10 protein-coding genes are annotated in these 12718 nt (G+C 70.1%); 4 read left to right on the forward strand and 6 right to left on the reverse strand.

The genetic code is table 11. From position 1 onward, the window contains the following. The first annotated feature begins 47 nt into the window (after window positions 1-47). Window positions 48-1172, forward strand: coding sequence for an ADP-ribosylglycohydrolase family protein (locus tag CGL27_RS28435; RefSeq protein WP_078643023.1), 1125 nt, complete (start codon window positions 48-50; stop codon window positions 1170-1172). Here the strand turns inward: CGL27_RS28435 and CGL27_RS28440 are convergent. Beyond that, window positions 1157-2581, reverse strand: coding sequence for a glycosyltransferase 87 family protein (locus CGL27_RS28440; protein ID WP_119990868.1), 1425 nt, complete (start codon window positions 2579-2581; stop codon window positions 1157-1159). The two genes, CGL27_RS28435 and CGL27_RS28440, sit on opposite strands and share 16 nt — an antisense overlap. Before the next feature lie 290 nt (window positions 2582-2871). Between CGL27_RS28440 and CGL27_RS28445 the strand changes: the two genes are divergently transcribed. Then, window positions 2872-3447, forward strand: a complete 576-nt coding sequence (locus CGL27_RS28445; RefSeq protein ID WP_078643025.1) for a GNAT family N-acetyltransferase — start codon at window positions 2872-2874, stop codon at window positions 3445-3447. Between the two features lie 36 nt (window positions 3448-3483). On the opposite strand, the gene CGL27_RS28450 is transcribed toward CGL27_RS28445, so the two are convergent. Further along, the gene (locus CGL27_RS28450; protein WP_078643026.1) at window positions 3484-5055 is read right to left on the reverse strand and encodes a sodium:solute symporter family protein; all 1572 of its coding nucleotides are present in this window, start codon (window positions 5053-5055) and stop codon (window positions 3484-3486) included. Between the two features lie 313 nt (window positions 5056-5368). After that, window positions 5369-6151 (reverse strand): SDR family oxidoreductase, encoded by a 783-nt coding sequence (locus CGL27_RS28455; protein WP_119990870.1) that lies wholly within the window; start codon window positions 6149-6151, stop codon window positions 5369-5371. Window positions 6152-6336: 185 nt separating this feature from the next. On the opposite strand from CGL27_RS28455, the gene CGL27_RS28460 reads away from it, so the two are divergent. Next, complete coding sequence (locus CGL27_RS28460; RefSeq protein WP_119990872.1) at window positions 6337-7164, forward strand: hypothetical protein; 828 nt, start codon at window positions 6337-6339, stop codon at window positions 7162-7164. A gap of 133 nt (window positions 7165-7297) precedes the next feature. Here the strand turns inward: CGL27_RS28460 and CGL27_RS28465 are convergent, their stop codons facing one another. The 3 genes from CGL27_RS28465 to CGL27_RS28475 all read right to left on the reverse strand — a co-directional run bounded on the left by CGL27_RS28465 (window position 7298) and on the right by CGL27_RS28475 (window position 9724). Continuing rightward, complete coding sequence (locus CGL27_RS28465) at window positions 7298-7507, reverse strand: DUF397 domain-containing protein (protein WP_078643029.1); 210 nt, start codon at window positions 7505-7507, stop codon at window positions 7298-7300. Window positions 7508-7700: 193 nt separating this feature from the next. After that, window positions 7701-8594 (reverse strand): helix-turn-helix transcriptional regulator, encoded by an 894-nt coding sequence (locus CGL27_RS28470; protein WP_014054303.1) that lies wholly within the window; start codon window positions 8592-8594, stop codon window positions 7701-7703. A 380-nt stretch (window positions 8595-8974) separates the two neighbouring features. Beyond that, the gene (locus CGL27_RS28475; RefSeq protein ID WP_078643030.1) at window positions 8975-9724 is read right to left on the reverse strand and encodes a GPP34 family phosphoprotein; all 750 of its coding nucleotides are present in this window, start codon (window positions 9722-9724) and stop codon (window positions 8975-8977) included. Between the two features lie 255 nt (window positions 9725-9979). Between CGL27_RS28475 and CGL27_RS28480 the strand changes: the two genes are divergently transcribed. Continuing rightward, window positions 9980-12631, forward strand: coding sequence for a D-alanyl-D-alanine carboxypeptidase (locus CGL27_RS28480; RefSeq protein WP_119990874.1), 2652 nt, complete (start codon window positions 9980-9982; stop codon window positions 12629-12631). Window positions 12632-12718 lie beyond the last annotated feature (87 nt).

Here is a 12718-nt window from a genome sequence, read left to right on the forward strand (position 1 = left end):
AAGACAGTTCAGGGCCATTCACGCAGCGAAGAAAAGAGGCATAGGTCGTGACCGCAACCGCCAGCGCAGCGACCGGCGTCTGGGGCCGCGCCGAACAGCAGGACTTCCGCAGCCGGGTGCGTGGCTGTCTGCTCGGCGGGGCCATCGGGGACGCGCTGGGGGCGGCCGTCGAGTTCGCCTCGCTGGACGAGATCAGGTCGGCGCATGGAGCCGAGGGCGTGACGGACTTCCTGCCCGCCTATGGCGGTCGCGGACGGGTCACCGACGACACCCAGATGACCCTGTTCACGGTGGACGGGCTGATACGGGCGCAGGTGCGCCGTGACACGGGGGCCTGGCATCCGCCCACCGACATCCACTCCGCACACCGCCGCTGGTACTCCACCCAGCGCGACTGGGGCCCCGATGAGCGCCGTAAGGACGCCGGCTGGCTGGCCCGCGAGGAGTGGCTGTACGCCCAGCGCTCCCCGGGCCGGGCCTGTATCACCGCTCTCGCCGACGAGACCATGGGCACCCTGGAGGCGCCCAAGAACCCCGACTCCAAGGGATGCGGCGCCGTGATGCGCTCCGCCCCCTTCGGACTGCTGGTGGGCTGGGAGCCGCAGCTTGTCTTCCAGCTGGCCATCGAGTGCGCGGCGCAGACCCACGGCCACCCCACCGGCTATCTCGCGGCCGGTGCCTTCGCCCTCATCGTGCACGGCCTCGCGCGCGGCGAGGCGCTGGACGGAGCCGTCCAGCGCGCCCTCGCCCATCTGGCCACCCGCCCCGGCCACGAGGAGACCACCAACGCGCTGCGGTACGCGCTGGGCGCCGTACGGCAGGGCCTGCCGACCCCCGAGCGCGTCGCGTCCCTGGGCCAGGGCTGGACCGGTGAGGAGGCCCTGGCGATGGGCCTGTACTGCGCCTTGGTCGCCGAGGACGTCCGCCATGGGCTGCTGCTCGCGGTCAACCACGGTGGGGACAGCGACTCCACGGCGGCCATCTGCGGCAATCTGCTGGGCGCGCTGCACGGCGAGACGGCGCTGCCGCCCGCCTGGCTGGCGGAGGTCGAGGGGCGCGGCACGATCCTGGAGCTGGCCGACGACTTCGCCATGGAGATGACCCAGGGCCCCGCGCTCCACGGCCCGGGCAGCTCCTCCCCGGCCTGGCTCACCCGCTACCCGCGCGCGTAGGTCCGCTCCGGCCGCCGCCGCGCCGCATCCGTACCGGCGGTGGCCATCTGCCGCCGTACGGTCCCGCTCCCCTCCCATGGACGCCTTACGGCGCGCAGGGTCAGATACCCGGCCACGCCCAGGAAGGCGATGCCGATCAGCGGATAGACGGCGGTGAGGAGCATCTGGGCGGGGTTCTGGTGGAGTTCCACCCGGGTCGGCCTGCTGTGGGGCGCGTACCAGACCATGAAGGAGCAGAACAGCAGCCCGGTCACCACCGTCCAGGCCGTCCAGCCCGCCGTGCGCCGCCGCACCGCCTCCACCGCGAGCAGCAGGACCATCGGGACGGCCCACACCCAGTGGTGCGACCAGGAGACCGGGCTGACCATGAGGGCGGTCACCGCGCAGGTCAGGGCGGCCCAGGCGCGGGCGTTCGGCAGCCGGCTGTCGTCGGTCAGCTGGGCGGCGACCGCCGTGGCCAGGCCCACACAGCCCACCAGCGCGGCTGCCACGAGCCACCACATGCCCGGGTCCGGGGTGTGCAGGATGCGGGCGAGGGCGCCCTTGAGGTTCTGGTTGCCCGCGCCCTCGACATCGCCGGGGCGGTCGGTCGCGAAGAGGACCTCGGTCCAGAAGCGCCGGGAGTCATGCGGCAGCGCCAGGGCCGAGAACGCGACCGTAAGGGCGAAGGCGGCGGTCGCGACGGCCGCGCGCCGCAGATGGTCGTTCAGGAAGCGCCGCCGCGGCGGCCCGCTGCCGGGCACGGCTCGCGTCCGGGCCGCCCCGGCCGCCCACAGCCGGCGGAGGCCGAGGAACAGTCCGGCGAGCCCCAGGAAGACCACGAAGAGCCCCGGGGTCAGCTTGATCCCGGTGGCGATGCCGGTCCCGAGCCCCGCCCAGCGGTGGCCCGCCCGGCGGGTCAGATCCCACAGCACCAGCGCTGTGACCAGCAGATTGATCTGCCCGTAGCGCAGGGTCGTCCACACCGGCTCACACCACACCGCGACGGCGGCCAGGGCCAGGACGGCGGCCGGTCGCGGCACCCGGGCGGGCAGATCGATCAGCCGCAGCGACAGATGGGCCACCGCGACCATCAGGCCGAGGTTGACGGCCGTCCCGAAGGTCCGCAGGACGCCCGTGCCCATCACGGTCAGCGGGGTGAAGATCAGCGCCGCGAACGGCGGATAGGTATTGGGGAGATTGTGCCGAGTCGCCCGCATGTCATACAGGTCCTGCGCATTGCGTACGGACCATCCCTCGGCGCGATAGACCAGCAGATCGACCATCGACACCTGGGCGGCCCGCTGCGCGATCCAGAACCCGGTGAAGGAGAGCAGGCAGAAGACCGCCGCACACAGCACCGGCCGGCGCAGTACGAAGGCGCGGGCCCGGCGGATCCGGGAGTGGGTGATCGTCTGTATGGCGGTCACGGGGGCTCCAGAGGTCCCTGGGGACCGCGGCTCGGTCGGGGCGGGTCGAGTCGGGTCCGGGGTGGTGCGATCGGTGGCGGTCGGCTCGGACGGCCGCCCATCGTACGTTCCGGATGTGGACGCCAGGTGGAGGAGAGGTTGCCTGGACAGCGTGGATCTCCCGAACGCGACCCCCGCATCACATTCCACTTCTGCCCCGCCGCCGGAGCCGGGCCGACCGTAAGGCGGCCACCCCAGGGCCGTTGGCCGTAAGGTGGCCGCCCCGGGACCGTCGGCCGTAAGGTGGGCCGGTGCCTGCCTCCACCGCCGTCATACGTGATGCGACCCACACCGACCTGGGCGCCATCGCCGCGATCTTCAGCCACTACGTCACCGAGACCGTCGTCACCTTCGAGGAGGTCCCGCCCACCGTCGACGACTGGGCGCGGCGGCTGGCGGAGTTGACCGACCGGGGCCTGCCGTTCCTGGTCGCCGAGGTTCCCGAAGGCACCGGCCGTACGGTCGCCGGATACGCCTACGCCGGGCCCTGGCGCCCCAAGCCCGCGTACCGCCACACCGCCGAGGACGCCATCTACCTCGCCCCCGGCCGGACCGGCGCGGGGCTGGGGGCCGCGCTGCTCGGCGCCCTGCTCACCCGCTGTGCCGAGGCGGGCGTACGGCAGGTCGTCGCGGTCATCGCCGACGCCGGCAGCGACGCCTCGGCCACCCTCCACCGGCGCTTCGGCTTCACCCCGGCGGGCAAACTGGCCGGTGTCGGCCGTAAGCACGGACGCTGGATCGACACCCACCTCATGCAGTGCGATCTGACGACCGGCACGGACCCGCGGACGGAACCGGGCCGCCGGTCACCCCGCGATGGGGGGTGACCGGCGGCCCGGATCATGGCCGCCGCGCGGAGGGCGTCAGTCCGTGGCGCCCGCGACCGACTTCTGGCCGGTCGTGCCCTGCTCGGGCTCCGACAGTGCGGCGCTCGCCGAACCCGGCCCGTCGTCATCCGAGTTGAGCGAGGCGAGGATGGCATCGCGCTCCGGGGTGTCCTCCGGCTTGATGTAGCCGATGACGATGAAGAGCACGAGCGAGACCGCGAGCGGGACGGAGATCTGGTACTCCAGGTTCACCCCTCCGTCGATCGCGTCGTTGATCGGGTAGTTGACCAGGTAGAAGGCGATCAGACCCATGGCCCAGCTGACCAGCGCCGCCGTCGGCCCCGACTTGCGGAAGGCGCGCAGCATGCCCAGCATCAGCGGGATCGCGATCGGTCCCATCAGCCCGGCGACCCACTTGATCACCACGGTGATGATGTCGCCGAAGAAGTCCGAGTTGACCTGGGTGGCGATGGCCATGGACAGGGCCAGGAACAGCAGGGTGGTGTAGCGGGCCGCGAGCAGCCCGGTGCGGGAGGACCATTCCCGGACGGACTTGAAGATCGCGGGCATGATGTCCCGTGTCACCACCGCCGCGATCGCGTTGGCGTCCGAGGAGCACATCGCCATGGTGTGCGAGAAGAAGCCGACGATCACCAGGCCCAGCAGACCGTGCGGCAGCAGGTGTTCGGCCATCTCGGCGTAGGAGTCGGCGGGCTTGTCCGTCTTGATGATCAGGGGCGCGACCCACATGGGGAAGAACAGGACCAGCGGCCACACGAACCACAGGATGGCCGAGAGCCGGGCCGAGCGCTTGGCGGAGTGGGCGCTGTCGGTCGCCATGTAGCGCTGCGCCTGGTTCCACATGCCGCCGTTGTACTCGAAGGTCTTGATGAAGAGGTAGGCGAGCAGGAAGATCAAGGTGTACGGGCCGACGGTCGGCTCGTGGTGGCTGTCGGGGAGGTCGTCCCAGACGGTCCAGAAGGTGGAGAAGCCGTCCAGCTCATTGAGCACCGCGATCAGCATCGCGATGCCCGCGATGAGCTGGATGATGAACTGGCCGAGTTCGGTGAGCGCGTCGGCCCACAGCCCGCCCACCGTGCAGTAGATGGCGGTGACCACGCCCGTGATCAGGATGCCCTGGTTGAGCGAGACGCCGGTGAAGATGGACAACAGGGTAGCGATGGCCGCCCACTTGGCGCCCACGTCGACGATCTTCAACAGCACCCCGGACCAGGCCAGCGCCTGCTGAGTGGGGAGGTTGTAGCGGTTCTTCAGGTATTCGAGCGGTGAGGCCACCTTCAGCTTGCTGCGCACCCGGTTGAGGCGCGGAGCGAAGAGGTTGGCGCCGATCGCGATGCCGATGGCGATCGGGAAGGACCAGGTGACATAGGAGGTGATGCCGTATTGGTAGGCGATGGCCGCGTATCCCGTGAACATCACCGCGCTGTAGCCGGACATGTGGTGCGAGATTCCGGACAGCCACCAGGGCATCTTGCCGCCGGCGGTGAAGAAGTCGCTGACGTTGTCCACGCGCTTGTGCGACCAGAGGCCGATGCCGACCATGACACCGAAGTAGCCGATCAGTACAACCCAGTCGAGACTGTTCATGTCCCCTCCAGGGGTCCGCCATATGAACGGGAGCGCACTTCGCCGCGACGTTCGTCATGGACGGTTCCCCCGAGCGGGAGCGGGGTACTTCCGGGATTGAACCGCTCGTTCGGGTGACCGGTCAAGGGTTCTACGGGTCACGAGTGTGAACACAGATCAGAAAGAAGAACGAATTTACTCTTTCTTGACCTGACGGGGCGTTGTCGTTCGCCTGTTCGTGAACCCACGATGAGCGGGCACTTCGTCAGACGCACGCCCACCGAACGATGGGTCGTACGGGAGCGGGATCCCGAAAGGCCGGACAGGAGTCGCGCTAACGCATCAGCTCACCGGCGTTCACCAGCAGCGACTGTCCAGTGATCGCCCGGGCCCGGTCGGAGGCCAGGAACGCCGCGGCCTCCGCCACATCCCCGTCCGTCGCCAACTCGGGCAGGGCCATCCCATCCGTGAGCCGGGCCAGCACCTCGGCCTCGCTCACCCCCTCGGTCTGTGCCGTGACGGCCACATACGCGCGCACCGGCGGCCCCCACATCCAGCCGGGCTGCACGGTGTTGACCCGTATCCGGTGCGGACCCAGCTCGCGGGCGAGCGCGTACATGGTGGACGTCAGCGCGCCCTTGGAGGCGGCGTACGCGGTCTGGCGCACCTTGGTGGGGGCGGCGGACGACGACTGGGTGCCGATCAGCACGACCGAGCCGCCGTTCCGTTTGAGCGCGGGCAGGCAGGCGCGGGTCATCCGCAGCGTGCCGAAGAGATTGATGTCCACCACCCGGGCCCAGGACATGAAGTCGGCGTCCTCCAGCCCGCCGAAGTGGCTGTCCAGCGCGGCCACATGGACGACGGCGTCGATCTGGCCGAAGCGGTCCACGGCGAGCGCGGCGAGGGCCTCGCACTGCTCCTCGTCCGCGATGTCGGTCGGCCGCCAGGCGGTGCGCTCACCGCCCGGATCGATCTCCTCCGCCACCTTCGGCAGCCGCTCCTCGGTCCGCGCCCCCATCACCACCCGCGCCCCGTCCCGGACGCACGCGGCCACCACCCTGGCCCCCAGCCCGGGTCCGACCCCGGAGACGACGACGGTCTTGCCCTGCAGCGGCATGGCGGCACCTCTCGTATCTGGCGTCGCGTCAGATTAGGGGTGTGGCCCTCAGATGGCCAGAGCGCGGCAGCGCCCAGGCTCCGGCGGAAGGCCACTCCCGGCCGTGCTGCCGCCGTCCGAATCCGCGTACTTGATACGGACGGCCCTCTCCCCAACTGACGTCGCGTCAGCTAGACCTGGGGGGCATGACAAGCGACGCGTACGCGGAACTGGCCTCCGTCGGCCCGTACGGAGTGCGCCCGGGGCATGCCCTGATCACGATGGTCGAACCGCATCCGGGCCATGAGTACGCCTACAACCGCTGGTACGAGGACGACCACTTCATCGCGGGCGCGATGGCCATGCCGTGGATCTACGCGGGCCGCCGCTGGGTCGCCACCCGTGAACTCCAACTGCTGCGCTATCCGGAGAAGTCGGCGATCGCCCGGCCGGTGACCGCCGGCTGCTACCTCTCCGTCTACTGGCTCACCGAGGGGCGCTACGCGGACCATATGCGGTGGACGGTCGGGATCAACAAGCGGCTGCTCCGGGACGGGCGGGTCTACCAGGACCGTACGCATGTCTTCACGGCCTTCCAGGACCACGAGGCCACCGTCTACCGGGACGGGGCCGCCGGTCCGCGCGATCACCACGCGCTGGACCACCCCTATGCCGGGCTGGCGCTGGAGGTGATCGAGACCGAGGGCCCGGAGCAGCGGGAGGAACTGCTCACCTGGCTCCGGTCCAGTCATCTGCCGCGCCGGCTCGCGGGCTCGCCCGCCGCGATGGTCACGGTCTTCCGGCCGACCCCGCTGCCCTCGGACCGGATGGCGTATGTGAAGCAGGTCGAAGGGGTCGACACCCGGCTGACCCTGCTCTGGTTCCTGCAGTCCGATCCCCGGGAATGCTGGGAGCGCTGTTTCGCCGGTCTCGACGGTGAGGTGGCCGATGGCGGACTCGGCCGGGTGGAATTCATGGCGCCGTTCATTCCGACGATTCCCGGTACAGACCAATACGTGGCAGAACTGCGCTGAAGCGGCGACACCGGAATGCGGCGGAAACGCCTTGAGCCCTCTCGGCAGGGACGGCGACCGGTCGAGAGGGCTCGGGTACAGGCTTGTGGCCCTGCGCCGCCGACCGCGCTACCGCGGCCGGGTGTCAGGTCAATCAGCCGAGGTCGAAGGCACCACGGCTGACGTCGGACACAAAGGCCGACCACGATGCGGGGGCGAAGCTGAGCGTCGGTCCCTGGGGGTCCTTGGAATCGCGCACGGCGATCTCGCTGGTGACCGGGGAGGCGATTTCCACGCAAGCGCCGTTTCCGGCCGAGTACGAGGATTTCACCCACATGCTCGTCTTTCCCTGCTGAATGGACACGATTGCTCCGATGCTTTTTGTCGATGAGAGCCACCCCCGATTGGAGGCGTCACCGACGTTACTCGGCAACATCGTCCGGAAAGCGGGCCGTTCACTCGACCGGGTGGCATATTCCCGTGGCCCCTTCCGCAGCACGGAGCGGAGGTGTAGCCTCCGCCCCTCATCGTTCGCACCGGAGCGTTTCCGTCCCCCGTCAGTCCGCCGGGGCCGCCTCGCCCTCCTCCTGGTGCCGGCGGGCGTGTTCCTGGGCCATCTCGGTGATGAACTGGCGGCTCTGATCCGCGTTCAGCGCCTGGGCCCGCAGATGCTCGTACATCATGCTGTAGCTCTGCACATCGCTGAGCTTCTCCAGATACAGGTCGCTGGTCACGCCCTCGAGATAGACGACGCTGGTGTCCGACTCGTCCGAGAACTCCAGGATGGTGAACTGCCCGCTCATCCCCGGATGCGACCCCATGTCGAACGGAAGCGCCTGGACCGTCACATGGGGCTCGTGGCTCATCCGGACCAGATAGTCCAGCTGATCGCTCATGATCTTCGAGTTGCCGACCACCCGGCGCATCGCCGCCTCGTCCACGACCGCCCACAGCCGCAGCGGGGCCAGCGGATCGGTGATCCGCTCCTGGCGCCTGAGCCGGACCTGGACCCGCTGGGCGATCTGGTCCTGCGGGGCCTCCGGGAGGGCGCCGCTGATCACCGCCTCCGCGTAATCCGGTGTCTGCAAGAGGCCGGGCAGCACCTGGGGTTCATAGACCCGCAGGGACGCCGCGTCCGTCTCGAAACCGATGTAGACGCTGTACGGCACATCGCCGAAGGCGTTCCACCAGCCCTGCTGGCGCGACTCCTTCGCCATTTGCATCAGGGAATCGACCAGCGCCTTGTCCTCCACCTTGTAGGTGCGGCACAGGTCGCGCACATCGCGCTGGCTGATGCTGCGGCGCCCGTTCTCCAGTCGGCTGATCTTCGACTGGGAGACCATCAGCTCCTCCGCCACCTCCTCCGCCGTCATGCCCTTCTCCTGGCGGAGTCTGCGCAGCTCCTGGCCCAACCGGCGTCGCCGGACAGTGGGGCCGACGTTCGATGTCACAGGACGTGCACCTCCGGCTTCGTACTGCTGATTTCTGCTGTTCAGCAGCCTGCCACTACCGGACGGGAGCGCGCTGGGAAATGGCCGCACAAAGGCGGCCGCACCACGGTGGACGAACGCGCGCGCGGGGCGGTGGGACGGCCGGTCGTCCAAATCGGCCGTCCCACCACCCCGCGCGCTTCAGCGGCTCCCGAACCGGGTCAGTGGGGACTGCGGTGCGGTCGGTGGAGCGTGTGTGGTGCTGGGTGCTGCTCGGAGCCGGACGGTGGCGCTCATCCCCGGACGGTGCCGGGAACGGTCTCCGCCGCCCCGCTGACGGGCTGCTGGTGCGTTCGACGGACTGGTTGTACGTGGTGGTGCGGTAGTGCCCCGAAGGGGCCTCAGCGCGCTCCGACGCGGGCCATGCTCCCGCGACGGGACGGCTGGGCCGGAACGCCGGCCGCGGGCTCCACCGCGGCGCCTGTTCCCGCCTGTCGGCCCGGGGCCGGTGCGCGCCGTGGCTGCGCCGCGACACCGTTCTGCACGTCCATCACGGCGTGCGCCACGAGACCGCCCATCGGGTCGTGCCGGATCAGATCCCGGAGCCTGGAGCGCGAGGAGCGCCCCTCGTTCCCGGGGTACAGATGCTTGCCGAGCCCGACCGCGTGGGCCAGGGCGGCGAGCGCGGCGGTCCGCGGGTCCGGCGGTACGCCGGTGCGGATCGCACTGTCCAGTCGGGCCTTGATCTCCCGGCTGATCGCCGTGTCCGTCGCCTGGTAGCGAGTCGTCGGCAGTACGCCACACATCTGGCCCGCCACGGCATGCACCATGCCGCAACGCTCCAGGTGCGTGAGGTACGTCTGGCGCAGCCCCAGCCGGGGCCCGCCGATCCAGTGGACCGCGCGCACCGGGCTGCCGCGTCGGCGCAGCAACTCCAATGCGGAGTCCAGAGTCGGATCTCCGGTCGGCCGTGGCAGCACCACGGCGATACGATCCCCGTCAGGGGCTATCCGTCCGGCCAGGGCCAGCTCTACTAGCTGTGCCCCGGCAAGACCCAGGTCGAGCGACTGCGGCTGCGCCGTGGTACCCGTGGTCGGGTCCAAAGCGAGCAGCAGAAGCTCCTCCGGAATTGTTCTGCGGCTCCTGCCCATCCATGCCTCCCCGCGTGGATGAATGACAGGGTGACCCCTCTCACATTGGTCTGTCGAGAGTGCCTGGGGGGTTTGGGTGGGAACCAGTAGGTATGTCTTTCTCGTCTAGCGGGTGGGCGGGCACCTGAAGACGCTCTCCGGCTGTGGCGTTGCACCATCGCATGCCGGACACACAGGACACTGGTAGAGCTTGGGCTGCGGGACGTGACGCCACGGGGCGTAGGGCGTCCCGCGACACATATCGAGGAGGCATCGGTGGCGGGCGAGTCCCCCGGCAGGTCGGATCAGCAGAAGTCGTCGGGGGAGACGGCTAGGGGAGAAAGCGATCCGCGGCTCGCGATCTCGCGCGAAGCGGAGGCGGCCCAGGGCTCGACGGCGGTCGCCGTCGTGTCCGACGACCTCCGGTCGGGTTCCGGTGAGCCGCAGTCGGCTTCCGATGAGCCCGATGTGACCTCCGAGGCGGCCTCCGGGGCGAGGGCCGAAGCGGAGGCTGAAGCGGAACCGAAGGCACCGGCTGCCGACGGGGGCGACGCAAAGGTTTCTGGTGTTCGCGATGGTGAACAGGGCGAAGGTTCCGGGACGTCGGAGGCGAAGGACGAGCCGGAGGCGGATTCCGGTGCGGCGGACGAATCACCCAAGGGGGATGCGCCCGAGCCGGACGTGGAGCCGGAAGCGGACGCGGAGGGCGCGGACGGTGAGGATGGCGCCGACGCCGACGTAAAGGCTGGGGGTACCCCCGAGGCCGAGACCGAGGCGGACGACGGCGGCGAGCCGTCGGAGCCGTCGGTCGATCAGCGCACGGCCGTCTTCCGCGCGCTGAAGCCGAAGGCTGACGGCGACGAGAAGGCTGAAGGCGCCTCCGAGGCCGAGGCCGAGGCGGATGAGGACGGGGACGAGCCGTCGGAGTCGTCGGTGGATCAGCGAACCGCCGTCTTCCGTACGGTCAAGCCCAAGGCGGACGCCGACGCGAAGGCTGAAGATGCGTCCGACGCCGAAGCCGAAGCCGAGACCGAGGGTGCCGAGGACGGCGACGAGCCGTCGGAGCCGTCGGTCGATCAGCGCACGGCCGTCTTCCGCGCGCTGAAGCCCAAGGCGGACGGCGACGCCAAGGCTGAGGACGGGAACAAGAAGGAGAAGGAGGGGGCCAAGAAGGAGGAGGCCGAGAAGGCCGCCGCGTCCGATGCGGACGACGACGCCTCCGACAAGCCGGTCGACCGCGCGACAGCCGCCTTCGGCGTGCTCTCGGAGAAGCCCGGAAAGGGTGGCAAGAAGGGCGTCGACCAGCCGACCACCGCCTTCAAGGCGGTCAGCTCCCCGGCAGACGAGAAGGCGTCCGAGAAGGCGTCCGAGAAGGCGTCCGACGCCAAGACCGCTGAGAAGCCGTCCGACGCGAAGGCGTCCGGGAAGACGCCCGCCAAGAAGCCCGCCGCCGAGTCGGACAACGAGCGGACCAGCAAGTTCGTACCGCTGCGGTCCCCCGACGACCCGGCCCCGTCGAAGCCCGCCACCGCGCCCACCGCCCCCGCCGCGCCGTCGGCCCCCGCCGCCCCGCCGACCGGCGTGCCCGAGGCCGAGCGCACCAAGCAGCAGCCGCTGCCGCCGCTGACCACGGACGGCAAGCAGCCCGCGCCGCTCGACCTGCTGGCGCAGCTCACCAACACGCCGCCCAAGCCCGAGACGCCGATGCGGACGGCGGTCCGCCGGGTCAAGATCTGGACGCCGCTGGCCGCGCTGCTCGTGATCATCCTGGGCGTCGTCCAGGCGCTGCGGCCGCTGCCGGAGCCGTCGCTGAAGCTCACCGCCGACGCCTCCTACCGCTTCGGCGGCGGCGAGCTGTCCCTGCCGTGGCCCGGCCAGGGGCAGTCCGCCGCGGAGGTCGAGGGCGTGGGCAGCCTGGGCACCTCCGGGGCTCAGAAGCCCGTGCCGATCGCCAGCGTCACCAAGGTCATGACGGCCTATGTGGTGCTCAAGGACCATCCGCTGAAGGGCGACGCGGAGGGCCCGAAGATCACGATCGACGCGCAGGCGGCCGAGGAGGCCAAGTCCGCCGACGAGTCGCGGGCGGAGGTCAAGGAGGGGCAGACCTTCACCCAGCATCAGCTGCTCCAGCTGCTGCTGATCAACTCCAGCAACAACATCGCCCGGCTGCTCGCCCGCTGGGACGCCGGATCGCTGGAGGCGTTCGTGAAGAAGATGAACGACGCGGCCGAGGGTCTGGGGATGAAGCAGACGACCTACACCGACCCCAGCGGTCTGAAGGAGTCCACCAAGTCCACCGCGGCCGACCAGCTGAAGCTGGCGAAGGCGGCGATGCAGGCCGAGGCGTTCCGGGCGGTCGTGGCGACGCCCAACACGGAGATCCCGGGGCTCGGCGACCGGATCTACAACAACAACAATCTGCTGGTGAAGCCGGGCGTGATCGGTATCAAGACCGGTTCGTCCACCCCGGCCGGCGGTGCGCTGATGTGGGGCGCCGTGCGGACGATCGACGGCAAGAAGCAGCGGATCCTCGGTGTCGTCCTCGAACAGCGCGCGACCACCACGCTGGACGCCAGCCTCCAGCTCGCGCAGACCAACAGCTACAAGCTGATCAGCACCCTGCAGGACGCCCTCACCTCGGCCACCGTCATCAAGAAGGGCGATGTGGTCGGCCAGATCGACGACGGGCTCGGCGGCACCACGCCGGTCGTCGCCACCAAGGATCTGAAGGCGGTCGGCTGGTCCGGTCTGGGGGTCGACATCAAGATCGGCGACGGCGGTAAGAAGGTGCCGCACTCCGCCAAGGCGGGCACGGTCGTCGGCGAGGTGACCGTGGGCACGGGCCCCGGACAGCTCACGGCGCCGGTGGCCCTGAAGGATGACCTGTCCGAGCCGTCGTTCGGCGCGAAACTGACCCGTATCGGCTGACCCAGCGGGGAAGTGGGCTGAGGGGACCAGCGAAGCGGCCCCGGCGCGAAACGCCGCCGGGGCCCGACGCGGCTCGGGGCCGCCCGC

The sequence above is a fragment of the Streptomyces sp. 11-1-2 genome (assembly GCF_003595545.1).
Taxonomy (GTDB): Bacteria; Actinomycetota; Actinomycetes; order Streptomycetales; family Streptomycetaceae; genus Streptomyces; species Streptomyces hygroscopicus_B.

Excerpts from the sequence above, each read along its gene's own strand:
- CGL27_RS28450 (WP_078643026.1), bottom strand. The coding sequence starts at position 5,055 with ATGAACAGTCTCGACTGGGTTGTACTGATCGGCTACTTCGGTGTCATG.
- CGL27_RS28455 (WP_119990870.1), bottom strand. The coding sequence starts at position 6,151 with ATGCCGCTGCAGGGCAAGACCGTCGTCGTCTCCGGGGTCGGACCCGGG.
- CGL27_RS28460 (WP_119990872.1), top strand. The coding sequence starts at position 6,337 with ATGACAAGCGACGCGTACGCGGAACTGGCCTCCGTCGGCCCGTACGGA.
- CGL27_RS28475 (WP_078643030.1), bottom strand. The coding sequence starts at position 9,724 with ATGGGCAGGAGCCGCAGAACAATTCCGGAGGAGCTTCTGCTGCTCGCT.